Genomic DNA, 24,841 nt, shown 5'->3' on the forward strand with positions numbered 1-24,841 from the left:
CACGCTCGCGCCGGGGATGCTGACGCAGGAACAAGGAGCCGCCAGACACAGGCCGACATCACCAGACATGGGGCTCCCCGTCACCTTCATTCAGTGGCTTCCATCAAACGCATGACGACGAACCTTCAGGGCTCGACCGTCCCCCAGCCCAGTTCCTTGGCCAGGGCAAAGGCATGATTGGCCGCCGGCACGCCGGCATAGATGGCCACGTGCATCAGCACCTGACGCAGCTCCGCCTCGCTGAGGCCGATACGCTGGGCGGTCTTCAGGTGCAGGGTCAGCTCCTCGCGCCCCAGGGCGGCGAGAATGCCGGTGGTGATCATGCTGCGCTCGCGTCTCGTCAGGTCGTCGTTGGACCACAGCTCGCCCCAGGCCAGCCGTGTGATCATCTGCTGAAACGGAGTGTCCAGGCTGTTGGCATTGTGGGTGGAGCGGGCCACGTGTTCCTCGCCCAGCACCTGCTTGCGGGTCGCAAGGCCAGTGGAATAATCGACGCCCTCCGCGCCCACATCGCCCAGGTCCACCGCCATCACCGCCAGCAGCTTCTCGGCGAATCGGCTTGGCGCCTCTACCGAAGGCACGTGACCGACGCCCTCGAGCACCTCGAGCGGGGCGCCGTCGCACTCGGCCGCCAGGGCCTCCAGGGTGGCCGGTGGCGTCGCCAGGTCCTCGCTGCCACCGAACAGCTGCACCTTGACGCCCTTGCCGGAGAGCTTGCCGGTGAAGGTGTCTCGCCCCAGCATTTCGCAGAGCAGCGCGTAGGACTCGTCGTCACCGCGCCCCATCTGGGTGCACCAGCCCGCCTTGAGGGCCGGCTCGGCGTCGAAGCAAGCGGCAGCGAACCAGCGCGGCACGATCTCGCCGGACATCGCCGCCAGGCCCTCGCGCCGCACACGCTCGGCCCTGGTGGTCCATAGCTCGCTGGTGCCGATCACCGCCCCGGTGTTGGTCAGGGCGGCGGAGAACAGGCGCTCGCCGTGCTCGCTGATCAGCTGCTGCCCCACCACGCCACCGATGGAGGTACCGACGAAGTGGAAGCGGCCTGCGCCGGCGTGGTCGGCCAGGGCGATGGCTTCCTTCGCCAGTTCGGCCGGAGTGATCGGCCCGTCGCCCCAGGCCTGGCTGGCGCCGTGACCGGGCAGGTCCCAGGTCAACACCCGGTAGCGTGGCAGCAGCACCGGCAGGACGTCGTCCCACACCGCCTGGCTCATGCCCAGCGGATGCGACAGCACCACCAGAGGGTTGGCCTCGGCGCCGAGCAGGCGATACGCGACGCTGCGTCCTTCGATATTCAGAAATGCCATTACCTCTCTCCTGTTCCTCTATACCCGTTCGATCAGGGTGGCGATGCCCTGCCCCACGCCCACACACATGGTGCACAAGGCGTAGCGCTTGCCGCTCCTGTTGAGCTCGTGGGCGGCGGTCATCAACAGGCGCGCCCCGGACATGCCGAGCGGATGGCCCAGGGCGATGGCCCCGCCGTTGGGGTTGACCCGGGGGTCATCGTCGGCGACGCCGAGGTCGCGCAGACAGGCCAGGGCCTGGGCGGCGAAGGCTTCGTTGAGTTCGATCACGTCGATCTCGTCGATCGTAACGCCACTGCGCTCGAGCAGCCGGCGCACCGCCGGGACCGGGCCATAGCCCATGATGCGCGGCTCCACCCCGCCGGTGGCCATGCCGACGATACGCGCCATCGGCACCAGGCCATGGCGCTCCACCGCCGCCTGGCTTGCGACCAGCATGGCACAGGCGCCGTCGTTGACCCCGGAGGCGTTGCCGGCGGTGACACTGCCATTGTCCTTGAAGGGGGTCGGCAGGGCGGCCAGCTTCTCCAGGGTGGTACCGGCGCGAGGATGCTCGTCGATGTCGAACACCAGCGGCTGCTGCTTGCGCCGGGGGATCTCGATGGGGGTGATTTCCTCGGCGAAGCGACCTTCCTGCTGGGCCCGCGCGACCTTTTGCTGGGAGCGTACGGCAAAGGCGTCCTGATCGGCGCGGGAGATGTCGAACTGTTCGGCTACATTCTCGGCGGTCTCGGGCATCGAGTGGGTATCGTGAAGCTTCTTCATCAGCGGGTTGACGAAGCGCCAGCCGATGGTCGTGTCCTCGATCTGCTGCCCCCGGGAGAAGGCGCCTTCCGCCTTGCCCATGACGTAAGGCGCCCGGGACATCGACTCCACCCCGCCGGCCAGGGCCAGGTCCATCTCGCCGGCCTTGATCGCGCGCATGGCGGTGCCTACCGCATCCATGCCGGAGCCGCACAGACGATTCATGGTGGTACCGGGCACCGAGGTCGGCAGACCCGCCAGCAGCGCCGACATGCGCGCCACGTTGCGGTTGTCCTCGCCGGCCTGGTTGGCACAGCCCATGAAGACCTCTTCGATGGCGCCGGGATCAAGCTCTGGCGCCTGGGCCAGCACCGCCTTGAAGATGTCGGCGGCCAGGTCGTCGGGACGCACGCTTGCCAGGGTGCCACCGAAGCGCCCGATGGCGCTGCGACGGGGATGACAGAGAAAGACGTCGGTCATGTCGGACTCCTTGAGCACCCCGCGCGCTGGCGCGGGGTCTGTCGGGGAAGGGGGAAGATGCGGGAGGGCGGGTTACTGGCCGCTGTGGGCACGATCGGTGCGCGCCTTCAGCTCACGCAGCACCTCGAGCTCATGGGCACTGGGGACCGGCGTGGTCTCGAGTTCGGCGGCGAAACGAATATCCCAGCCGGTGGCCTCCTGGACCTGCTCGCGCGTCACGCCGGGATGCAGCGAGACCACCGTCAGTTCACGATCCTCGGGGTCCGGCTTCATCACGCACAGGTCACTGATCACGCGAGTCGGCCCCTTGCCGATATTGGGTACACCGTCGCGTCCCTTGCCGTCGCGGCCGAAGCCCAGGGTGGTGATGAAATCGACGTCACGCACGAAGGCCCGCGGCGAGTGCTTCAGGGTGATGAACACTTCACCTGCGTTGGTAGCGATCTCCGGCGCCCCGCCGCCACCGGGCAAGCGTACCTTGGGTGCGGTGTAGTCGCCGATCAGGGTGGTGTTGAGGTTGGCGTAGCGATCGATCTGGGCGGTTCCCAGAAAGCCCACACTGACCTTTCCGCCCTGCAGCCAGTAGCGAAACATCTCCGGCACCGACACCGTGGTCAGCGCCGACTCGCACAGCTCGCCATCGCCGATCGACAGCGGCAGCACGTCCGGCCTGGTCTGCAGGGTGCCGGATTCGTAGATCAGCACCACCTCGGGGGCATGGGTCAGCCGCGCCAGGTTGGCGGCCTCGGACGGCAGGCCGATACCGACGAAACAGGTCATGCCGTTTTCCAGCGCCCGGGCGGCGGTGACCGTCATCATCTCGCTGGCGCTGTAGTCGATTGCGGTGCTCATCGGGCGTCCTCCGCGGTGTTCATGATGTTGTCGTCGATCCAGCGGGTGAAGGCGTCACGGTCGCGGGCGATGGCGTCCCACTCCTTGTAGAAGCGGTTGTCACGCGGGTAGTAGCCGTGGGCGTAGGACGGCAGCGAGCCCTTTTCGGCCACGGCGATGGCGTCGATGGCCCAGCCTGGGATCACACAGGCGTTGGGGTGGGTGTCCAGGTCATCGACGATCTCCTCGACGGTGACGATGGCGCGGCTGGCTGCCAGCACCGCTTCCTTCTGCACCCCGATGATGCCCTCGACCAGCACATTGCCGGCACGGTCGGCCTTCTGGGCGTGAACGATGGAGACGTCCGGGCGCACCGAGGGCACCGCCGCCAGGCGCTCGCCGGTGAAGGGGCACTCGATGAACTTGATCTGGTCATTGACGTTGGGCAGCTCGCTGCCGACGTAGCCGCGCAGCACCGCCAGCGGCAATCCGGCGGCGCCGGCCTCGAAGGCGCAGGCCATGGCGGCGTGGCTGTGCTCGAGAATCTCGACCTTGTGGGGCCAGCCCTTTTCCACCGCATCACGCAGGCGATGGAGCGAGCCGACGCCAGGGTTGCCCCCCCAGGAAAAGATCACCTTCTTCACGCAGCCGGCACCGATCAACTGGTCGTAGATCAGGTCCGGGGTCATCCGGATCAGGGTGAGGTCGCGCCTACGCTGGCGAATGACCTCATGCCCGGCGGCGAAAGGAATCAGGTGGGTAAAGCCTTCCATGGCGACGGTGGCGCCGTCGTGGACGTAGCGCCTTACCGCTTCGTCAAGACTCAGGATCTCGGCCATGTGGGTTGCCTCTGTTAACGATGAACCAATGCGGTGGACAGAACAGCCTTGTTCGCTATGTGAACGTAGGTTTGTTATACGAACAAGTTACTGCTGATCGTCAGGGCCGTCAAACGCAAAAAGGGCGGGAACGGCATACGCCGCTCCCGCCCCTTCACGTCCTTCTACCAATCAATCAACGTGTTAGCGTTGCTCCAGCCACTCCCTGGCCTTGCTGGCCTGTTGTCGGCTGCTACCAATGTATAACGCCGGATCGGTGGCGGCCTTGAGCTGCTCGACACTGATATCGGGGGGCTGCCGGGGAGTCTCACTGCTCTGCTCTGCGGTGGATGGCTCGCCCGCCTCCGCCTTCAGCACTCCGTGCAAGACCTCGTGATAAGGACGCCCCTGGCGGCGCGCGGTCTCGGCAGCCTCGGCCGCCAGCGCCTTGGCCCTGTCGCTGCCGAGGTGGGGTGTCAGCAGGCGCGCCACCGGCTCGGCCATGATCGCGCCGCCGGTCAACGCCAGGTTGGCGGCCATGCGCTCAGGATGTACTTCGAGTCCTTCCAGCAGGGTTGCCGCCTGCTCCAGCGCCCCTTCCACCAGCAGCACCGATTCGCTGAGCGGTGCCCACTCGGCGTGCCACTCGCCGAGGCCCCGTTCCAGCGGCTGGGCCACGGCACCGATGATCACCGTGGTGTGGCCGTGCACCCGACGCGACGCGCCGCGAATCAGGGCGCAGCGTACCGGATTGCGCTTGTGCGGCATCGACGACGATTCGCCCATGCCAGGGGCGCTCGGCTCGCTGACTTCGCCGACCTCGGTCTGAGTCAGCAGGGCGACGTCCAGCGCCAGGCTTTCCAACGCCCCGGCGACGGCGTCCAGGGCGGTCTGCAAGGCATGGATCGGCTGGCGGTCGGTATGCCAGGGCAGTACCGGGCAGGACAGGCCAAGCTCCTCGGCCAAGGCCTGCATCAGCTCGAGCCCCTGTTCCCCCCAGCCCGAGTGCACCCCCACAGCACCGCCGAACTGCACCGGCAGTCCTTCGGCGGCGATATCCCCAAGCCGGCGTCGCGCACGCTCGAGCCCGATGCCCCACTGGGCCGCCTTGACCCCAAAGGTCATCGGCAGCGCTTGCTGCATCAGGGTACGGCCGACCATGGGCGTCTGCTCGTGGTCACGCATCAGCGCGAGAACCGCGTTGCGACAGCGCTCGAGCAGGCCATCCAGGCTCGCCAGGCGCGGCGTCAGCAGGTGCATCAGCGCCGAATCCACCACATCCTGGCTGGTCGCCCCCTGGTGCCAGCACGCCTTGAGCTCGTCCGGCAACGCCGCTCGCCCGGCCTTGACGAAGGGGATCGCCGCGTTGCCTCCGCTGGCGATACCCCGGGCGATGGCCGCGGTGTCGAAGTCGTGATGCTCAAGCGCCGCCGCCATGCGCCCGGCGCTGCCCGCTGGCAGTGCGCCGACACCTTCCTGGACGCGAGCCAGGGCGAGTTCGAAGGCCAACATCGAGGCCACCAGGTCATCGTCGCGACAGGCTTCCAGGGCACTCTGGCTCATGAATGGATGGCTCAGCAGGGCGTCGGACATGGCAAGGTTCCTCTTCTTCCGGGGAGCGAATGGGGCGTATCGACCGGGGCGAGTTCAAGGGGATAGCAGCAAGGAAACAACGACAAGGACACGCGATGGCGACAGCATGGCCGCTCCACCAATAGTCGCACAGGTGTTCGCACTTCGAACAAGCATGCTAGATTATCGACAACACGGGAGCAAACCGTCGCCCACAGAAGACGAATGTCTTCTTGCTGCCATGACATCGGGGGCCGTATCCGGACGCTGCCCTGCTATCATCGTCGCTCGGGCTGTACAACGCTCTCACGTCGTGGCGCTCGATCACTGCAACACTAGATCTTAGTGACACTCGAATCTGAAAAAAGGACACCTCGATGGATACGGCACCGGCCGACGCCGCCCTGAGCCCGGATGACCGCGACTTCGTCACTGCCCTCGCCAGCGGCCTCGACGTCATTCTGGCCTTCGACGAGGCCCACCCTCGGATGACCTTGAGTGAGGTGGCGGCGCGCACCGGCATGAACCGTGCCCGCGCCAGACGCTTTCTACTGACGCTGCATGCCCTGGGCTATGTGCGCAAGGACCATCGCCACTTCGAGCTGGCGCCGCGGGTGCTCAAGCTCGGCTACGCCTTCCTGTCCGCCAACAATTATCAGCACCTGATCCAGCAGGTGCTCGAGGACATCACCGCCGAAAGCGGCGAGTCCTCTTCTCTTGGCGTACTCGACGGCGATGAGGTCACCTATGTGGCGCGCTCGGCGTCGCGCCAGCGGCTGATGGCCATCACCCTGTCGGTGGGCACGCGGCTGCCCGCCGCCTACACCTCGATGGGGCGCATGCTGCTGGCACAGAAGACCGACGACGAACTGGATGCCTTTATCGAGCGCACCACCCTCGAGCGCTTCACCGACAAGACGATCACCGACAAGGCTGAGCTCAAGCGCGCCATCCTCCAGGCTCGTCAGCAGGGCTATGCCATCGTCGATCAGGAGCTGGATTCTGGGCTGCGTTCGTTGGCAGTACCCGCCTTCGACGCCAACGGCGAGCTGATCGGCGCGATCAATATCAGCACCAACGCCGCCAGAATCGACCACGACACCCTGCTTGAGCACTACCTGCCGCTGCTCCAGGGCAAGGCTCGCCAGATTCGTGCCAACGTGAGCTGATCGTCCTTGTCTGAGCGCACCGGGGACAGGCGCACATGGGGAAGTATGACAATGGCAGGGAGGCCTGAATGCTAGCGATACTCTCCATCACCACACCGATCTTTCTGCTGATCGGCGTCGGCTTTCTGGCCCGGCGCTGGAACCTGGTATCGCCGGTGCAGCTCTCCGGTGTCGCCAACTTCGTGCTGTACGCCGCGCTGCCGGCACTGATCCTCGGCGCCCTGACCCGCAACTCGCTTGGCGAAGTGATCAGCCTGCCGCTGCTGGCAGCCTACGCCCTGGGTTCCGTGGCCACCTTCGTCGCCTGCCTGTGGCTGCCGCGCAATCGCCAAAAGAAGTCCCCCACCGAGCGGGCCATCCAGGCCCTTGGCATGTCCGCCTCCAACAGCGGCTTTGTCGCCTACCCGATCGCTGCCCTGGCGCTGGGTCAGGCGGCGGCGGGTATCGTCATGGTCCACACCATGATGGTCGAAATCCTGCTGGTGATTCCCGGCGCACTGGTACTGGCCGAGGTCGGTCAGCAGCGCGACACCCGCGCCGGTGATGCCCTGCGCCAGACCCTGACCAGGCTAACCCGCAACCCGATCCTGATCTCGCTGAGCCTGGGGCTGGCACTGGCGGCACTGGGAATACGCCTGCCGGCGACGCTGGATCGCACCATCGAGCTGCTGGCCGGCGCCGCCGGGCCCGCTGCGCTGTTCGTCATCGGCGGCACCCTGTACGGCCTCAAGATCCGCGGCATGGTCAAGGACATGGGCCAGATCATGCTCGGCAAGCTGGTACTCCACCCGCTGCTGGTGCTGGGCATGCTGCTGGCGTTCCAGGCCGTCCTGGCGCCCTTGCCCCCCCTGATCTTCGCCGGCGCCATGATCTTCGCTGCCTGCCCGATGATCAGCATCTACCCGCTGATCGCCCAGCGCTTCGGCATGGAGGGCGTGGGTGCCGCCGCCCTGATGGCAAGCACGCTGTCGAGTTTCGTGACCCTTAGCATCGTCCTGTGGGCGCTGTCACACACCGGCCTGATGCCGCTGCTTGGCTGAACCTGTTGCGCTGCCGACGAGTGACACTGGTTTGATGTCAGCTCACTACCTGACTCTCGAGTTTCGTGACCCTTAGCGTCGTCCTGTGGGCGCTGTCACACACCGGTCTGATGCCGCTGCTTGGCTGACACCATTGCGCTGCCGACAACTGACTGAGGCCTGATGCCCAACCCTGGCTGACTCGCTGGCGACCGACTGCTGGCTCACGTACCATGAAAGGCATCATTTAGCTTGCTACTTTTTTTGTCGGCGCCGAATGTCGCCGTCCCGCTTCGACCGCCAACGGCCCGCCATGTCCACACCTTCATCGACACCAGACACTACGTCCCTGACGCCGCCACAGGCCCTCAACCGCGACCGGCCGATGAAGGGCATTGCCTTCATGCTGGCGGCGGGGCTCTTGTTCTGCATGCTCGACACCGGGGTCAAGACTCTGGCCCAGGACTACTCGCCGGTGCAGGTGGTATGGGCGCGCTACGTTGGCCATATGCTGGTGCTGACCGGCTACCTGGTCTATCTGGGACGTGGGCCGGGCATGGCCATGCTGAAGACGTCATCCCTGGGCGGCCAGTTCGTTCGTGGCCTGCTGCTGCTGGGGGCCAGCACCTTCGCCTACCTGGCCTTTCGCACCCTGCCGATCCTGCAGGTCTACGTCATCAACTTCAGCTCGCCGCTGCTGGTGACCCTGCTGGCGATTCCGCTACTCAAGGAGCGGGTCGGCTGGCGCCAGTGGCTGGCGATCCTGGTGGGCTTCGGTGGGGTGGTGATCTGCGTAGGCCCGGTGGACTGGCGCGCCAACCCGGCCATTCTTCTGCCGTTCGGCCTGACCGCCTGTTTCGCGCTCTACCAGCTGTCTACCCGACGTTTCGGGCGCGAGGACCATCCGCTCACTTCGCTGTTCTACGCGGGCCTTGCCGGCGCCCTGGTCAGCTCGGCGGTGGTTCCGGCCTTCTGGACCCCGGTGGCACTGGGGGATCTGCCGCTGTTCGTCTTTGTCGGCCTGATGGGCGCGGCCAGTCAGCTCACGCTGATCCTGGCCATGCGCTACGCGCCGGCCTCGCTGGTCTCGCCCTTTCTGTACCTGCAGATCGTCTGGGCGGCGCTGTTCGGCTTCATCTTCTTCGGCGACGTGCCACGCCCGGAGACCTGGATCGGCGCGGCGCTGATCAGCGCCGCCGGGATCACCCTGGCGCTGACTCGCGGGCGCGATCGCTGAACCGGCGTCAGCCCTTTCCGATCACCCCTTCCTGATCACTGCATCCAGGGCGGCGTGGTAGCCCTGACTGCCGAGCCCGGCGATGACGCCATCGGCACGCAGCGATACGTAGGAGTGGTGGCGGAAGCTCTCGCGCTTGTGCACGTTGGACAGGTGCACCTCGATCACCGTGCCGTCGAAGGCGTTCAGGGCATCGAGGATCGCCACCGAGGTGTGGGTATAGGCCGCAGGGTTGATGATGATGGCGACGGTGCCATCGAGACGTGCGGCATGGATGGCGTCGATCAGCTCACCTTCGTGATTGCTCTGGCGACTGGCGAGCTCCCAGCCTTCAAGCACGGCGTGCTCGCGCAGCGCGTTGTCGATATCGGCCAGGGTCTCGTGGCCGTAGATCTCGGGCTCTCGGGTACCCAGCAGATTGAGGTTGGGGCCGTGCAGGACCAGTACCTTGCCACTCATCAAGGATTCTCCTTCAACAGTTCACGCCGTGGGGGGCAAAAAGAGAGACGGCCTGCTCGTTGGCGGCACGCTTTCGCTCATCCTCACAGAACTGCTTGAAGGCGTCCACGCCCAGGACCACGAACCGACTGGCGCGAACAGGCAGCGAGGTGCGACGCTTGAATCCACGGTCATGTCGCTTCACCAGGTGTTTGCCCTGTTGCCCTGGCGTGCCTCGCCCTCTTGCGGTGTGCCACTCGAGCGGGGCTGGGCCCCGCCGTCATTCACCCCTGTTCAGGCTCGAGCCAGGCTTTCCAGGCGTCGATGATGGCTCGGCGGTGGTCCTTGAACGCCTCGACGTCGCCGCGGGCGCTTTCCCGCGTCAGGGCGGCGCGGTGGTTGGCGCTGCGCGCGGCCAGGTAGGCGTCGCGCAGCGCCTGGGCCTCGTCGGCCTCGAGATGGTCGGTCTCCTCCAGGGTCTCGAGGATGCGCATGTTGTCGCTGAAGCGCATCAGCTCCGGTGTCTGGTGAGACAGCGCCAGCACCGCGTACTGGCACAGGAACTCGATGTCGACCATGCCGCCGGGGTCGTGCTTGAGGTCGAAGGTATCGTCGGAGCCCTTCGAGCCCAGGTGATCGCGCATCTTGTGGCGCATCTTGACCACCTCCTCGCGCAGCGCCTCGCGATCGCGCTCGCGGCCGAGGATCTCCCGGCGCACCTCTTCGAAGCCTTCGGCCAGGGTCGCGTCGCCGGCCACCACCCGGGAGCGCACCAGCGCCTGGTGCTCCCAGGTCCAGGCCTGCTCGCGCTGGTACTCGGCGAAGGCCTTGAGCGGGCTGACCAGCAGGCCGGAGTTGCCCGAGGGGCGTAGCCGCATGTCGACCTCGTAGAGCGAACCGGCCGGCGTCACCGCCGACAGCAGGTGGATGATGCGCTGGCCCAGCCGGGTGAAGAAGACGGTGTTGTCGATGACCCGCTTGCCATCGGTTTCGCCCTGGGAGGCGCAGTCGTGCAGGAACACCAGGTCGAGATCCGAGCCGTAGCCAAGCTCGATGCCGCCAAGCTTGCCGTAGCCGACGATCAGAAACTCCGGCGCTTTACCGGCGCGCTCGCCGTCCTTGCCCAGCGGATAGCCGTGCTTGCGGGTCAGGGTCTTCCAGGCCATGGCCAGCACGGCGTCGAGGATCACCTCGGCGATGTAGGTGAGGTAGTCGCTGACCTTCATCAGATGGCGGGTGCCGGCGATGTCCGAGGCCGCCACGTGCAGCACCTGGGCGTGCTTGAACACCCGCAGTGCCTCGAGCTGGGCTTCCTCGTCGTCCTCGGGAATCCGCGCCAGGGTCTGGCGCAGCTCGTCGGCCAGGCGCGCCTTGTCCGCCGGGGTGTAGAGGGTGTCCGGGGTCAGCAGCTCGTCGAGCAGGATCGGGTAGCGGGCGATCTGTTCGGCGATCCAGGGACTTGCGCCGCACAGCTTCATCAGGTGGCCCAGGGCGTCGGGGTTCTCGCGCAACAGCGCCAGGTAAGCGGTGCGCCTGAGCACCGCCTCGATCAACGGCAGCACCCGCTCAAGCGCCGCATCCGGGGCCTCGCTCTCGGCCACCGCGTCCAGCAGCATCGGCATCAGTGCATCGAGGCGCTCGTAGCCCACCCGCTGCATGGCCTGAACCTGGCGTGACCCGGCCAGTCCCTTGATTCGCTTGAGTGCGGTGGCGGCATCGTCGAAGCCGGCGTCCTGCAGTGTCGCCTGGGCCTCGTCGTCGTCCGGCTCGCCGCGCCATAGCTGGCGCCAGGTATCGAGACTGGCACCCTCGTCGACGCCATCTTCCTCGACCTCGTCCTCGGGGTCGCTGATGACCGCGTCGAAGTGCTTGCGCACCCGCCCACGCACTTCGTCCAGGCGCGCCATCAGCGCCGGCCAGCCCTGGGCGTTCATCGCCAGCGCCACCCGCTCGCGGTCGAGGTCGTCGTCGGGCAGCGCCTGGGTCTGGCGGTCCTCGAGGGCCTGGATGGCGTGCTCCAGGTCGCGCAGAAAGGCGTAGTCCGGCAGCAGTTCGTCGATCACGTCCTGGGGCAGCAGGCCCAACTCCGGCAGCCGCTGCATGGAGGTCTTCAGCGAGGTTACCTGCAGCTCCGTATCCCGCCCGCCGCGGATCAGCTGAAACGCCTGAACGATGAACTCCACCTCGCGGATGCCGCCGGGCCCCAGCTTGATATTGCCCTGCATGCCCTTGCGACGGACCTCGCGATTGATCATCGCCTTGAGTTCGCGCAGCGACTCGATGGCGCCGAAGTCCAGGTACTTGCGGTAGACGAAGGGGCGGATGCTCGACAACAGCTCGTAGCCGGCGTCGATATCGCCGGCCACCGGGCGCGCCTTGAGCATGGCGTAGCGCTCCCACTCGCGGCCCTGATCCTGGTAGTAGCCGGCCAGCGAAGAAAAGCTGCCGACCAGGGGGCCACCGTCACCCAGCGGGCGCAGGCGCATGTCGACGCGAAAGACGAAGCCGTCGGCGGTCACCGGGTCCAGCGCCGAGATCAGCTTCTGACCGAGCTTGGTGAAGTACTCGACGTGGTCCAGCGACTTGCGCCCACCCTGGGTCTCGCCCTTCTCGGGGTAGGCGAAGATCAGATCGATGTCGGACGACAGGTTCAGCTCGCCGGCGCCCAGCTTGCCCATGCCGAGCACCACCAGGCGCTGTTCGCTGCCGTCCTCGCGCGGGGCCGGACGCCCCCAGCGGGCCTCGACAAAGCGCTCGAGCCAGCCAAGCGCCCCTTCCAGGCAGACCTCGGCCAGGCGCGACACCGCGGCACCGGTGGCCCAGGCGTCGACGCCCTCGGGACGGTTGATGTCGCGCCACACGATGGCCAGCATGCGCGCGGCACGAAAGCGCCGAATCGCCGCCTGCATGGCGGCCTCATCCTCGGCGGCCTCGAGGCCCTCGTCGAGCAGCTGCCTAAGCGCCTCGGGCGTCAAGGCACGATCCAGCTCACCGCTGGAGTCCAGGCAACCCAGCCACTGGGGATGGCGACACAGGGTCTCGCAGGCGAACTCGGAGATCGCCAGCACCCGGGCGAGCTCGACCCGACGATGGGGCTCCAGCGCCTGATAAAGTTCGCCGGGGGGCTCATTGCCGCTCATTTCGGCGACGTTGTCTGCCTGTTCGAGCCGCGAGGCAAGGCGCTCCCAGGCGGCATCCAGGGCACCGACAAGGGCGGTGGGGATGTCGTCTCGGGGCAAGAAATCCTGGCTCAGCTGCATGGCGGCTCTCCTTGTTCACTCGTCGCCCCCGTGCGCAGATCACGGCGGGCCTGGGCCTGTGCTCCTCCCCTGAGCATACTCAAGCCCGGGCCTGTGAGCACGGTCCCTTGGGCCATCAGGCAAGCCCGGTCGTGTGAGCACGGCCGCCTATGCCATCAGGAACTTCTCCACGGCCAGCAGCCCCCAGGTCAGCCCCGCCATCGCCAGCGACAGCATCACCGCCGCCGAGCCGATGTCCTTGGCCCGACCGGACAGCACATGGCGCTCGGGGCCGATGCGATCGACCACGCTCTCGATGGCACTGTTGAGCAGTTCCACGATCAGCACCATGAAGCAGCTACCGACCAGCAGGATCCACTCCACCGGGGTGTCACCGATCCACCAGGCCAGCGGTACCAGCACCAGGCACAGCGCGAGCTCCTGACGAAAGGCGGATTCGTGACGAAAGGCGGCCCGCAGGCCCTTGAGCGAGTAACGCGTCGAGTGAATTAGGTGGCGCCAGCCGGTGTGTCCGGGCTTCATGAGGGTTCCTCGTGGCGAAAGGGGCGCTCCCGGCCCCTCAGTGGTTGGCAATCATGCGGTCGAGATCCAGGGATACCAGGTCAAGCACCCTGGCCCAGCTGATGTAAGGGGTGTTGGCGGTGCCGTTGACCAGCACGGTGAAGACGCCGAAGCGGTGGCTGGCGGTACGGAAGTAGCCGGTTACCGCGCGTACCGCCACCGGCTGATTGAGGGTGCCGGTCTTGAGCGTCACGTGGCTCTGGAAGGTCGGCGAACCGCGCCGGATAAAGCGCATGGGGCCGTTGGTCGGGGCCTGCAGGCCGGCGTTGAACACCGGGAACAGGTCCGCCCGCCCGAACATGTACTCGAGCAGGGCGTTGCCGCCCTGGGCCGAGATCTTGTTGCCGGTGGTCAGGCCGCTGCCGCTTTCCAGGGTCACCTCGCCGTGGCCGGGCACCCGGGCGACGAAGGCCTCCAGCGCCGCACCGGCCTGATCGAGTTCGACCCGCGGCCCCTCCACCAGATCCAGCGCCAGCACATCGGCCATGTAGTTGTTGGAGTAGTTGAGCATGCGCAGCAGGATCTCCTGCAGCGGCTTGCCGTCCACCGCTGCCAGGCGACGGGCGCCGCCGGGGGGCGCCTCGCTGCTGGTGGCCACGCCGCCTTCGACGAGGATGCCGGAGCGCGCCAGCATGGCGTTGAGGGTCGCCGCCGTCTGGGCCGCCGGGTCGGCGCTGGCACGGTAGACCTCGCGCGGCAGGGCGTTGGACGAGATCTGGCCGCTGACCGTCAGGGTCTCGCCTTCGGCGCCATTGACCCGGGTCGCCTGCAGGCTGGTGCCGGCGTTGGCGCCCTGGGTGGTGACCCTGTTGTTGACCGCGAACAGCGGCGCCTGGCTGTTGCAGCCGGTGATACGCGCCGGGCCGCCGACGGCACCAGGCGCCACCTGCACGCACCAGCTACCGTAGTTGACCCCGGCCGAGGTCAGCAGCGCGCTGTAGGCGTTGTCGGAGCGCTCGCGGGCGGTGCAGCGATCGATGGTCCGGCAGGTCACCGGGCCGAAGCGCCATTGACTGACCACCAGCCGTCCGGTCACCCGGCGCACCCCGGCCTGGTGCAGACGCTGGGCCAGGCGCCACAGGTCCTCGCTGGTCAGGCTGGGATCGCCTCCCCCCACCATAACCAGATCGCCGGCCAGGGTACCGTCGCTTCCCGGGCGCGCGGTGCTGACAAGCTCGGTGGTGAAACGATGCTGCGGGCCCCAGGCATCCAGCGCCGCTGCCGCGGTGTAGACCTTGGTCACCGAGGCCGGGGTAAGCTGGCGCTCCGGGGTCAGGCTGCCGAGGGTCTCGCCAGGCGCGTCACCGGTGCCGAGCAGACGTGCCTCGGCACTGATCAGAAAGCCCTGCTTGGATAATTCGGCCAGATTGCCGAAGCCGGCGGCCTGCGCCGAGGCGGCGGACAACAGCGTGAGGCACAACGCCACCAGGGCGGAAACGAGGAGAACGGGCCAGGCGAATGGCGAGCGAGGCGACATGAAGACTTCCCTGCGATGAACGGGCGTTGCGCCCATGCGGCGCAACGAGGGCCGAGTCTACCGCCTGGCGTCCAAGGATTCGACTATAGCTTGATGACATGACCACGCACGCTCTCTACGCCACCGGGCCGGCGGCGGATCGGTGACGATTCTCACAATCCTCGGAGAACCACCCGCCTAATTCGACCGACGTCACCCGACGCACGACCGCGCGTATCGACGAGCAGAAACAGCGCCAGCCAAGCACAGCCTGCAGTGGCTAAGCCAGGAAAATACCAGCATGCTGAGAAGCGACTTGCATTCGTGGAGAAAGGCCATGCGCGGGATCCTGTACGTACTGATCCTTGGCACCATGCTTGGCAACGTCGTACTCGACAGCAGCGCACGTGCCCAGGAGGCGCCGAGCGTCGAGGGCACCCAGACGATCGCGGTCTCAGAGCGCACCGAGGATGCCGATATCGAACGTCGATTGACCGGCATTCTGGCCTCGGCCGGCTGGTATCGTAGTCTCGCCGTCGAGGTCAAGGAAGGCATCGTCTACCTGGACGGTGCGACGGCCTCGGGGAACCACCGCGACTGGGCCGGTTCCCTGGCCGCCAAGACCGAGGGCGTTGTCGCCGTCGTCAATCGCATCGAGGTGCAGCCCGAATTCACGCTGTCGCTGACGCCGGTCATCGACGAACTTGGGCGCTTTGGCCGCGAGGCGTTGACCTATGTACCGCTGGCCTTGCTGGCGTTGCTGGTGCTGCCGCTGGCCTGGCTGCTTGCACGCCTGGTCTCGGCGCTGGCCAGGCGTCTGTTGCGCAAGCGTGTCGCCTCGCCCTTTCTACGCCAGGTGCTGGCCCGTGCCATCGCCCTTCCTGTGTTGCTGCTCGGCATCTATCTCATCCTGCAGGTCGCCGGGTTGACCGGCCTGGCGTTCTCCGTGGTCGGCGGCGCCGGCATGATCGGCATTGTCGTATCCTTTGCCTTTCGCGACATCGCCGAGAACTTCCTGGCCACGCTGATCATGTCGATACGCCAGCCCTTTCGTCGCGGCGACTGGATCACCGTCGCAGAGCACAGCGGAATCGTGCAAAGCATGAACGCCCGCTCGACGGTGCTGCTGTCTGCCGAGGGCAATCATATTCAGATTCCCAATGCCACGATCTTCAAGACGATCGTCATCAACTACTCCACCTCACCAGGCCTCAGGACCAGCGTCGATATCGGCATCGGCTACGATGACTCTGTCACCCATGCCCAGACGCTGATCCATCAGGTTCTGACCGCGCACGAAGCGATCATCGCGCACCCCGAACCCATGGTACTGGTCGATGCCCTTGGCGCATCCACGGTCAATCTCAAGGCCTACTTCTGGTTTGACGGCCAGACCATCGCCGGCGTCAAGCTGCGCTCGGCAGTACTGCGCCAGATCAAGAACACCTTGACCGAAGCCGGTATCTCGATGCCGGACGAGGCCCGGGAAATCATCTTTCCCCAGGGTGTACCCGTCGTTTCCCCATCAGAAGTCTCCGCCGTCGAGCCGCCTCAGGGAGTCGCGACACCGTCCACGACAGCACCGAGCAACGTCGTCCCGGCCAGCGACAATGCCGACGTCACCAGTGCCGAAGGCGGCCTTGAGACCGAACGCCGGGCCATCGAGCAGTCCATCGGCACTACGACGCCGCCGGAAGGCCGCACCGACCTGCTGGGCGGCAACGACTCAACCCGGTCACACGACGAACCACCCCATCAGTGAGAGGACACCGAGGAAAACAGCTGAATGACAGCGACACCTCCCACGATCATGGCCAATCCGATCACCGCGGGAAGGTCTGGCTTCTCGCCGTAGACCACGATACCCACCAGGGTCACCAGCACGATGCCAAGCCCCGCCCAGAAGGCGTAGGCGATGCCTACCGGCACGCTGCGCAGCACCAGTGACAACAGATAGAAGGCCGCCAGGTAGCCGACCACCACCACCACGCTTGGCCACAGCCGGGTGAACTCATTGGAGGCCTTGAGCGCCGAGGTGGCGATGACCTCGGCCACGATGGCGAGCGCCAGGTACAAGTAGCTCATCCGTTAGCTCCGTGGAGTCGACGTTCGACGATGCGGTCGAACAGGGAATTGAAGACCATGGCATAGACCAGAAAGAACAGCATGAAGCCGGCGTCGAGCCAGAATGCCTCGACCAGGCCGATCTCCATCCACCAGGCCACCGCCGGCAGGGTCATGATCAGAAGCCCGGTCTCGAAGCCCATGGCCTGGGCGAAGCGCTGGGACAGGGTGCGCCGACGGGTCGGCAGCCAGCGATCGAACAGCCAGTTCCAGACCAGGTTCCAGAGCATGGCGGCGGTGGCCAGCCCCGCCGCCAGCGCGCCCATCTCACCCAGACCGTGGCCTGTCAGCACGCTGGCCAACGGGGTGACGATCACCAGCCCGCCGAGTTCAAACGACACCATATGGACCAGGCGTTCCTTGAGCGACCGCATTTGACTACCCCCGCCGACGGCATGATGACTATCGATGGATCGCTATTCTAGTGACTTGGACGATGGTTGCCAGGTAGCTACTATCAGGTTTTACGATAGGTGAGACCCGCCCCATGCACTGGACCCTGGATCAGCTGCGCCTGTTCATTGCCTGCGCCGAGCGCGGCTCCTTCTCCGCCGCGGCGCGCCACCTTGGCCGCGCCCAGTCGGCAGTGAGCACCGCCATCGCCCATCTCGAGCTCGATCTGGCCTGTGAGTTGTTCGACCGCAGTTCGCGCTCGCCAACCCTGACCCCGGCGGGTCAGGCGCTGCTGCCGGAAGCCAGGGCGGTACTGGCCCAGTGCGAGCGCCTGAACGCGCGAGCCGCGACCCTGTCCCAGGGCGAAGAGGCCCAGCTGGTGGTGGCGATCCACGAGGCGCTGGTCGAGATGCCGCCGGTGGATGCCACTCTGGAGGCACTGGCGCAACACTACCCGGCGCTGTCGCTGACCCTGCTCTACGGCGCCCAGGGCGACGTCGCCGACTGGGTCGAACAGGGCACCGCCCATCTCGGCATCCTGTTGAGCCAGGCCCACGCCGCCGGCCCGCTGGAGGGTCGGCGTATCGCCCACCTGCGCCAGCGCTGGGTGGCGGGTAGCGACCACCCCCTGGCCAGCGTCCACTCGGTAACCCGTAGCGAACTGGCCCATCATCGCCAGCTGATGATCGCCTCGCGCCAGCCAGACCGTCAGGCCGAACAACCGTTGAGCCCCCAGCACTGGCGACTCAACAGCTTCTACTCCATGGCCGAGTTGACCGCCCGCGGGCTTGGCTGGTCGCTGGTGCCGGAGCACATCGCGCACTATCCGCCTTTCCGTCGCCAGCTGGTCGAGCTGACCGGACCGGGACTCGGCGAGCCCCCCACCATCGAGGTGGAAACGGTGGCCCGCCGCGACGCCGCCCGCGGCCCCATCGCCAGCTGGCTCGCCCGGACCCTGGGCGAAAGCTTCCGCGCGCTGGAGCACAGTTCGTCCCGGTGAGCCATTTGCCGTGATTACCCCCTGGTAGAGTGCCGGCCTGGGAGTCGGCGAGTGGCCGCTTACATGCCGGGCATCAGCCCCGGGCGATGGTCAAGGTTGACGACCAGGTGCCACAGCGGCTGGTGGTGCTCGTGGTACTTGCGCTCGAAGTGGGTGAGCGGGTCATCGCCGGGATCGAAGGGGCCCAGCGGTGTGGTGACGCCGGTGGCCCGGGACACGGCGATGGCGAACTCCTCGATGTACAGACGCCAGTTGGAGCGCACCTCGAGGCGTCCGCCCAGGCCGACGATGGCGGGAAATACCGGATGCCCGTGCCAGCGCAGCTTGAGCTGCACCGACTTGGGATAGGGGTTGGGGTACAGCAGGTAGTGGCGCTCCGGTCGCCAGCCTTCGGCCAGCGCCAGCCGCCAGAAGTCGACCAGGTCGGCGCGCACCAGCAGGGCGTTGTCCGGCAGCCGGCCGTGGTCCCGCGACAGTCGATCGGCGCTGCGATCGACGCCGATCACGCAGTGCTCGGGAAACCGCTCGGCCAGCTTGCGGGTCGACAGCCCGACCCCACAGCAGGCGTCGAGAATAAGCCCTCGCTCACCCTGAGCCCTGCGCCAGGTCTCGGCCTCGGCGAAGGCTTCGCGGGTGTGCTCGGCCAGCGGCTTGCGCCAGACATGGGACAGACCGCGACTGACCCGACGCGGCAGGTCCTCGTGGGGGCCGGTCTGGTTCGAGGTGACGATGCGGGGGGCGTCGGACATGGGCGATCTCGGGCAGTGGAAACGGCGAGGCGAAGACCTGGTCTTGCCCTGGCGTGCAGTGTATCAAGTGCCTCACGCGTAAGCAGGGGCTTACACCGCAGGACTCGTCCCGCCTTCACCATTCACGTTGTCGAGCGAGACCAGGCGCGAGCCCCGGCGCCAAGCCTTTCTCCCCCTTGGCTTCACCGAAACGCGCATGACTGAGGCAAGACCAAGTGCTAACATCGCTGGCCTGAATCCCTCTCCCATGGCAATATCGAACGGCGTTTTGCTTGGGGCGCACGCGGCATCGCGCGAGGCACGACTCCTCGCCGCCAGAATGGTGAGGTTCAGGCTCCTCTCGACCGACGCTTGCAGGCGATCGTCACGCTATCGCTGCAAGGCAACACGAGAGTCGAGCCGTCTTTACCTCGTTCACGGACAGCCAGGCTGTCCGGGGCTGTCGCAGCGCCCTTCAATGTCGTTTCTCCGCTCCGAGAGCGAGCCTTTCACCCGCTTCAATACGAGGACTCCGGCTTGTCACACTTACCGGTGATCGTGGGCATGGGCGGCGTCAACCCGGCCGGCCGTACCTCGGGCCACCAGGCCTTCCGTCGCACCGTGCTCGACGCCCTTCCCGAGGCCGAGCAGACCTCCACCCTGCTCGGCCTGGCGGCGATGATGCGCCTGGCGCACTGCGACGCCGACCAGCGCTGGCACAACGCCCAGGGGCAGGTGCTCGATGCCGCCCAGCTGGCGCAGGAGACCCGCGACCAGGTGCTCAGTCACACCCTGATTCGTCGCATCGAGGATCCCCGTTTCAATGACGAGGGGCTGCCCGCCAATCGCCGCGCCAACCTGGCGCTGGAATCGCCGTTGACCTTTCGCCTGCGCCGCAGGCAGCTACCGGACAACCTGCCGCCCACCTGGCAGGTGCGTGAGGTCGATCGCCATCATCTGGAAGTCACGGTACCCGCCGGCCAGATGGACGTGATGCTGCCAGAGACCCGCCAGGCCCAGGTCCGTGCCGCAGGCCAGTTGCCCAGCGGCTTCGACCCGAGTCAGCTCTACCGTAGCGTGCATCACCCGCGCGGGCTGTCCATGGCGGTATTCGCCGCCAGCGACTGCCTCGGTGACAGTGGACTCGACTGGGACTCGCTGCGCGACCGCCTGGACCCGGACGCCATCGCCGTCTATGCCGGCAACTCCATCGGTCAGCTCGACGACGAGGGCTGGGGAGGCCTGCTCAAGAGCTTCGTCTCGGGCAAGCGCGCCACCTCCAAGCAGATGCCGCTGGGCTACGGCCAGATGCCCGCTGACTTCCTCAATGCCTATGTGCTGGGTAGCGTCGGTGCCACCGGCGCCGCTCTGGGCGCCTGCGCCAGCTTCCTCTACAACCTGCGCCTGGGCATCGACGACATCAGAAGCGGCCGCCGCCGCATCGTCATGGTCGGCACCTCGGACGCCCCGATCACCCCCGAGATCATCGAGGGCTTTCGCACCATGGGGGCGCTGGCCGACGACGACAGCCTCAAGGCGCTGGACGCCCTGGAGCTTCTGACCGACGCCGACTACCAGCGCGCCAGCCGCCCCTTCGCCCGCAACTGCGGCTTTACCATGGGTGAGTCCAGCCAGTTCGTGATGCTGATGGACGACAGCCTGGCGCTGGAAGTGGGTGCCGATATCCTGGCCGCCGCACCGGAGGTGTTCGTCAACGCCGACGGCTGGAAGCGTTCGATCTCGGCCCCCGGCATCGGCAACTACGTGACCCTCGGCAAGGCCTGCTCGCTGATTCGCGACATGCTCGGCGAGACCAGCCTGCGAGAACGCAGCTATATCCACGCCCACGGCACCTCGACGCCGAAGAACCGCACCACCGAGTCCCATGTGTTCGACGCCGTGGCCAAGGCCCACGGCATCACCGACTGGCCGGTGGTGGCGATCAAGGCCTACCTTGGCCACTCCCAGGGCAGCGCCGCCGGCGACCAGCTCACCAACGCCCTGGGCAGCTTCGCCTACGGCCTGCTGCCGGGCATCTGTACCCTCGACCGGGTCGCCGACGACGTCCACGCCGAGCGCCTGCGACTGTTCAAGGACACCCAGGCGTTCAAGGCCGACGCCAGCCTGATCAACGCCAAGGGCTTTGGCGGCAACAACGCCACCGGGGTGCTGATCTCCCCCGAGGCCACCGAACGGCTGCTGGCCAAGCGCCACGGCGCCGATGCCATGGCCGCCTGGCGCGAGCGTCGCGAGGCCACGCGGGCCCAGGCCGCCGTCTACCACCAACAGGCCGATGCGGGACACTTCGCCGTGCGCTATCGTTTCGGTGAAGGCGTGCTGGAAGGCCCTGAGCTTGAGGTCGGTGCCGACAGCATCCACATCCCCGGCTACCAGCAGCCGGTGTCGCTGAGCGTGGACAATCCCTTTGGCCGGCTCGACGAAGCCGGCGACGAGCTGGACACGCCGTTCGCTGACGAGAGACAGGAGAAGAGGTGATGACCACCGCCATCTATCCTGGCACCTTCGATCCCATCACCAATGGCCACTATGACCTGATCGAGCGCGCCTCGCGGCTGTTCGGCAAGGTGGTGGTGGCCATCGCCTCGAGCCCTGGCAAGGGCCCGACGCTGGACCTGGACACCCGCCTGGCGCTGACCCGCGAGGTGGTTGCCTCCCTTGGCAACGTCGAGGTGGTGGGCTTTTCCGGCCTGATGACGGAGTTCATGAAAGAGCAGAACGCCCGGGTGCTGCTGAGAGGCCTGCGCGCCGTCTCCGACTTCGAGTACGAGCTGCAATTGGCCAACATGAACCGCGCCCAGATGCCGGACCTGGAGACCGTGTTCCTGACCCCGGAGGTGGAGAACTCCTACATTTCCTCCACCCTGGTGCGGGAGATCTCTCGGCTGGGCGGCGACATATCGAAGCATGTACACCCCAAGGTCGCACAAACCCTGCGTAGCCATTACAATACTTGACCATCACACTGGGAATTGACCTCGGCGCGCTGCGACCAGGCCGTGGTCTTCCCGTTGATCCCGAACTCCAGGGTGGCTATCGGCCATGCCGAGCCCCCGTGCAGCCTGCCCGGCCCCCTCGCGACGGCGAGATTCCGGCGGCACGCTGCCTTGGCCCTGTGGCCACGACTCTGCGCGAGGACCCCCAATGTCACTGATGATCACCGACGAGTGCATCAACTGCGACGTCTGCGAACCGGAATGCCCCAATGGCGCCATTTCTCCCGGCGAGGAGATCTACGTCATCGACCCCAACCTGTGCACCGAATGCGTGGGCCACTATGACGAGCCCCAGTGCCAACAGGTGTGTCCGGTGGACTGCATTCCGCTGGACCCGGAGCGGGTCGAGAGCCACGATCAGCTGATGGAGAAGTACCACATCATCACCGCTGCCTGAGTCCGGCAACGGGCCAGGCCTGCTCGACGACGCACACCACGGCCCGCACACCACCTCTCGCAAGCCACGACCCGAAAATCTCAACGAGCCGCCCAGGGGCGGCTCGTGTCGTTTCAAGGCCAGGGGCGGCACCCCGGCTAGAGCTTGATCACCGCCCGCCCACTCAAGGCGTCGGGCAGATCGGGGACGCTGATGCCCGCCACGCTCAAGGTCTTTATCGAAAGCGAGCGCTCAAGACACACCGTGAGGGTGTCGTCCTCGATCGCCACCCTGGCACCTTCGATGCAGCCAGGGGTATCGTCGGCGAGCCAGCCCATGGCCTCGATGCTGTCCAGCACTCGCTGGGTGGCCTCGGCCAGCATATCCTCGTCGGCGAGCCAGGGGGCGCTCGCCACCACCGCGGCAGACCTGGCCGCCTCGCTGGTCACCTGGGTCAACTGGTGCTGCTGCACCATGGCCACCGAATAGCTGACCAGGGCGTACAGCAACAGCAGGAAGATCGGCAGCACGATGGCAAACTCGATAGCCACTGCTCCGCCCTGGCGGCACGCACGCGTGCCCTTGCCTCTATGCATGGTCTAGGTTCCTCCTCGACAGCCGGCCTGGGTGGTCTCGCAGGCAGTCAACGACTCGACGCCTCCGGCGTCCACCGCCAGCACCCGCACCTCCAGGGTGTTGATACCGATGCCCAACCCCTCGAGCAGCGGCTCGAGCAGTATCGTATTGACGTCCGTGAGGGTCCCGGACAGCAGCGCCGAGAGCCCCAGGTCTGATAGCAGGCCGCTGAGCACGCCGGTCAGTTGAGCCCCCCCCTGGTCATCGAACTCCGCCCCCTTCTGCGCTGGCCAGCGGATGAGCTGCGTGGCATCACCAGTCCCGCCGGAGCGCACGGTCTGCGAAACCGAACCGATGCCGAGCAATCCAGTACCCTCCACCGACTGGGTAACCTCGAGCATTTCGCGCCTGGCGGCGAGCGTCAGCGCGAGGCTATCGTCCGCTGGGGCCAGTGAACCGATCGCCGCCTTGCCACTGGCCCCGGTCACTCGCGTGCTCGCCTTCACACCGATCAGCCCAAGAACATTCAGCTCGACATCCAGCGCCACCCCGAGCTGGGCATTGCGTGCCACGCTGCGATAGCAACTGGAAGGTGCACAATCGCTCGCGAGGCTTGCCGCTGAGGGCCCCGGAGGGCCCACGGCGATGCTCGGCGGCGAGATGACGTCGAGTTCAAGCGAGATATCGGCAAGGTCTAGCCCCAGGCCGACAACAAGCGGCGAGAGATCGGCCAAGCCGAGGCTGACGCCATCCTGCTGCTTGCTGGTCGTCAGCAGCAGCGCCCCTTCGAGCAGATCCCGGACCGGAACGCGTGCTTCGAGCAAGGATGTCATCGACACTTCGCCGCTGGTATCGATCGCCAGCAGCTCGCCCAGGGTGAAGCTCTCGCCTGGCGCGTCGCCAAGCACCGGGTTGCCACCCGCCAGATCCAACACCGATGCCAGTCGACTGCCCAGCGTGTGCAGATCCAGAGGTTCGTTCAAGGTCTGGGCCAAGTTCTGAGTCAGGCCCTCATCGAGGTCGACGTCCAGCGCTTCCACGTCCAGCACCTCGCCCAGGCTGACGTCCAGGCCCACGCCGTCATCTGCACCCAGCACGGTGAGATCGAGACTCCCCCCGATCAGCTTGCCGAGCAGCGCATCGAGCAGCGTCGACTCGCTGGTATCGAGCGCAAGCAGGCGGGTGCCGGCGCTCAGGGTCACCACCGCGGTTCGCCGCGCCACACCGCTGGCCTGGAGCATGACCAGATCTTCCACCTCGTTCCCGAGCAGCTCTCCCAGGTTGGCCAGCAGGCTGCTGGGCACCTGGCGGTTCAGGACCACGCTGACGGCGTTGGCCAGTCCCTCCTCGTCATCAAAAACACCTTCATCGTCCAGCGCCCCCTGGGTCACCGCCAGAGTGGCCTCGCCCTGTTCGCTATCGGCGCCCACGACGACGCCGTTGGCCGCGGCGGCGGCGATGGCGGCCTGGCGCAGCTCTCCCGAGCGGCACGCCTCGCCCTGAAACAGCGCGTCGCAGCTTGCTGCCGTCGAGACCGCCGCCAGGTCGGCAGCCTGCTGAAGTCGGCGCTGCTCGAGATACAGGCGACCGGCGTCCAGTGCCAGCGTCACCACCACCACCAGCCCCACCAGCAAGAAGGCGGTCATCACGCCGATGGCGCCACGCTGGGAGGCTGGGCCACACCTGCGCTCCTTCGCTCGCCCAATCGCCTGAGCACGATCGCCCACCGGCCAGCCGGTTC

General features: G+C 66.7%; 22 protein-coding genes. 8 read left to right on the top strand and 14 right to left on the bottom strand.

Annotated elements, in window-relative coordinates; translation table 11 throughout:
• Positions 1-125 precede the first annotated feature (125 nt).
• The 5 genes from EBB56_RS17915 to EBB56_RS17935 form a co-directional block, all read right to left on the bottom strand.
• A complete protein-coding gene (locus EBB56_RS17915; RefSeq protein ID WP_124804971.1) occupies positions 126-1,304 on the bottom strand; it encodes an alpha/beta fold hydrolase in 1,179 nt (392 codons plus the stop codon).
• Positions 1,305-1,322: 18 nt separating this feature from the next.
• Positions 1,323-2,528: a 3-oxoadipyl-CoA thiolase gene (gene pcaF / locus EBB56_RS17920; protein WP_108131170.1), complete on the bottom strand. Its 1,206-nt coding sequence runs from the start codon at positions 2,526-2,528 to the stop codon at positions 1,323-1,325.
• Positions 2,529-2,600: 72 nt separating this feature from the next.
• The gene (locus EBB56_RS17925; protein ID WP_331281207.1) at positions 2,601-3,368 is read right to left on the bottom strand and encodes a CoA-transferase subunit beta; all 768 of its coding nucleotides are present in this window, start codon (positions 3,366-3,368) and stop codon (positions 2,601-2,603) included.
• Positions 3,369-3,376: 8 nt separating this feature from the next.
• Positions 3,377-4,198 (bottom strand): CoA transferase subunit A, encoded by an 822-nt coding sequence (locus EBB56_RS17930; RefSeq protein ID WP_108131168.1) that lies wholly within the window; start codon positions 4,196-4,198, stop codon positions 3,377-3,379.
• Between the two features lie 183 nt (positions 4,199-4,381).
• On the bottom strand, positions 4,382-5,770 hold the full coding sequence (locus tag EBB56_RS17935) for an adenylosuccinate lyase family protein (protein ID WP_124804972.1): 1,389 nt from the start codon (positions 5,768-5,770) through the stop codon (positions 4,382-4,384).
• Between the two features lie 356 nt (positions 5,771-6,126).
• Here EBB56_RS17935 and EBB56_RS17940 point away from each other — a divergent pair, with 356 nt between their 5' ends.
• From EBB56_RS17940 to EBB56_RS17950, 3 genes are all read left to right on the top strand, one after another.
• Positions 6,127-6,918, top strand: coding sequence for an IclR family transcriptional regulator C-terminal domain-containing protein (locus tag EBB56_RS17940; protein ID WP_124804973.1), 792 nt, complete (start codon positions 6,127-6,129; stop codon positions 6,916-6,918).
• Between the two features lie 68 nt (positions 6,919-6,986).
• Positions 6,987-7,958, top strand: a complete 972-nt coding sequence (locus EBB56_RS17945; RefSeq protein ID WP_124804974.1) for an AEC family transporter — start codon at positions 6,987-6,989, stop codon at positions 7,956-7,958.
• Between the two features lie 292 nt (positions 7,959-8,250).
• Positions 8,251-9,174 (top strand): DMT family transporter, encoded by a 924-nt coding sequence (locus tag EBB56_RS17950; RefSeq protein ID WP_124804975.1) that lies wholly within the window; start codon positions 8,251-8,253, stop codon positions 9,172-9,174.
• A gap of 21 nt (positions 9,175-9,195) precedes the next feature.
• On the opposite strand, the gene aroQ is transcribed toward EBB56_RS17950, so the two are convergent.
• The 4 genes from aroQ to dacB all read right to left on the bottom strand — a co-directional run bounded on the left by aroQ (position 9,196) and on the right by dacB (position 14,910).
• On the bottom strand, positions 9,196-9,636 hold the full coding sequence (gene aroQ / locus EBB56_RS17955) for a type II 3-dehydroquinate dehydratase (protein ID WP_108131164.1): 441 nt from the start codon (positions 9,634-9,636) through the stop codon (positions 9,196-9,198).
• A 260-nt stretch (positions 9,637-9,896) separates the two neighbouring features.
• Positions 9,897-12,872 (bottom strand): bifunctional [glutamate--ammonia ligase]-adenylyl-L-tyrosine phosphorylase/[glutamate--ammonia-ligase] adenylyltransferase, encoded by a 2,976-nt coding sequence (glnE, locus tag EBB56_RS17960; protein ID WP_124804976.1) that lies wholly within the window; start codon positions 12,870-12,872, stop codon positions 9,897-9,899.
• Positions 12,873-13,019: 147 nt separating this feature from the next.
• Complete coding sequence (locus EBB56_RS17965) at positions 13,020-13,394, bottom strand: diacylglycerol kinase (protein ID WP_045991417.1); 375 nt, start codon at positions 13,392-13,394, stop codon at positions 13,020-13,022.
• 37 nt (positions 13,395-13,431) lie between these two features.
• Positions 13,432-14,910, bottom strand: coding sequence for a D-alanyl-D-alanine carboxypeptidase/D-alanyl-D-alanine-endopeptidase (gene dacB, locus EBB56_RS17970; protein WP_045991416.1), 1,479 nt, complete (start codon positions 14,908-14,910; stop codon positions 13,432-13,434).
• A 316-nt stretch (positions 14,911-15,226) separates the two neighbouring features.
• Between dacB and EBB56_RS17975 the strand changes: the two genes are divergently transcribed.
• Entirely contained in the window at positions 15,227-16,651 is a 1,425-nt protein-coding gene (locus EBB56_RS17975) for a mechanosensitive ion channel family protein (protein WP_185696472.1), read from the top strand.
• On the opposite strand, the gene EBB56_RS17980 is transcribed toward EBB56_RS17975, so the two are convergent.
• Together EBB56_RS17980 and EBB56_RS17985 are read right to left on the bottom strand one after the other, a co-directional pair.
• Positions 16,645-16,974 carry a multidrug efflux SMR transporter gene (locus tag EBB56_RS17980; RefSeq protein ID WP_045991415.1) on the bottom strand — a complete coding sequence of 110 codons (330 nt, stop codon included), beginning with the start codon at positions 16,972-16,974 and terminating at the stop codon, positions 16,645-16,647. The two genes, EBB56_RS17975 and EBB56_RS17980, sit on opposite strands and share 7 nt — an antisense overlap.
• Positions 16,971-17,387 carry a PACE efflux transporter gene (locus EBB56_RS17985; protein WP_124804978.1) on the bottom strand — a complete coding sequence of 139 codons (417 nt, stop codon included), beginning with the start codon at positions 17,385-17,387 and terminating at the stop codon, positions 16,971-16,973. The genes EBB56_RS17980 and EBB56_RS17985 overlap by 4 nt, the downstream gene beginning before the upstream one ends.
• 113 nt (positions 17,388-17,500) lie before the next feature.
• Between EBB56_RS17985 and EBB56_RS17990 the strand changes: the two genes are divergently transcribed.
• Positions 17,501-18,406, top strand: a complete 906-nt coding sequence (locus tag EBB56_RS17990; protein ID WP_124804979.1) for a LysR family transcriptional regulator — start codon at positions 17,501-17,503, stop codon at positions 18,404-18,406.
• A gap of 59 nt (positions 18,407-18,465) precedes the next feature.
• Here the strand turns inward: EBB56_RS17990 and EBB56_RS17995 are convergent, their stop codons facing one another.
• Complete coding sequence (locus EBB56_RS17995) at positions 18,466-19,155, bottom strand: tRNA (guanosine(46)-N(7))-methyltransferase TrmB (RefSeq protein WP_045991412.1); 690 nt, start codon at positions 19,153-19,155, stop codon at positions 18,466-18,468.
• Positions 19,156-19,698: 543 nt separating this feature from the next.
• On the opposite strand from EBB56_RS17995, the gene EBB56_RS18000 reads away from it, so the two are divergent.
• From EBB56_RS18000 to EBB56_RS18010, 3 genes are all read left to right on the top strand, one after another.
• A complete protein-coding gene (locus EBB56_RS18000) occupies positions 19,699-21,630 on the top strand; it encodes a beta-ketoacyl synthase (protein ID WP_045991411.1) in 1,932 nt (643 codons plus the stop codon).
• Positions 21,630-22,109 carry a pantetheine-phosphate adenylyltransferase gene (gene coaD, locus EBB56_RS18005; protein ID WP_045991410.1) on the top strand — a complete coding sequence of 160 codons (480 nt, stop codon included), beginning with the start codon at positions 21,630-21,632 and terminating at the stop codon, positions 22,107-22,109. The genes EBB56_RS18000 and coaD overlap by 1 nt, the downstream gene beginning before the upstream one ends.
• A gap of 187 nt (positions 22,110-22,296) precedes the next feature.
• On the top strand, positions 22,297-22,545 hold the full coding sequence (locus EBB56_RS18010) for a YfhL family 4Fe-4S dicluster ferredoxin (RefSeq protein ID WP_045991409.1): 249 nt from the start codon (positions 22,297-22,299) through the stop codon (positions 22,543-22,545).
• Between the two features lie 137 nt (positions 22,546-22,682).
• On the opposite strand, the gene EBB56_RS18015 is transcribed toward EBB56_RS18010, so the two are convergent.
• Both EBB56_RS18015 and EBB56_RS18020 read right to left on the bottom strand, forming a co-directional pair.
• A complete protein-coding gene (locus EBB56_RS18015; protein WP_124804980.1) occupies positions 22,683-23,120 on the bottom strand; it encodes a TadE/TadG family type IV pilus assembly protein in 438 nt (145 codons plus the stop codon).
• A 3-nt stretch (positions 23,121-23,123) separates the two neighbouring features.
• Positions 23,124-24,749: a pilus assembly protein TadG-related protein gene (locus tag EBB56_RS18020; protein ID WP_185696473.1), complete on the bottom strand. Its 1,626-nt coding sequence runs from the start codon at positions 24,747-24,749 to the stop codon at positions 23,124-23,126.
• Positions 24,750-24,841: the final 92 nt, after the last annotated feature.

It is taken from the genome of Halomonas sp. YLB-10, assembly GCF_003856855.1.
Lineage (GTDB): Bacteria > Pseudomonadota > Gammaproteobacteria > Pseudomonadales > Halomonadaceae > Halomonas > Halomonas litopenaei.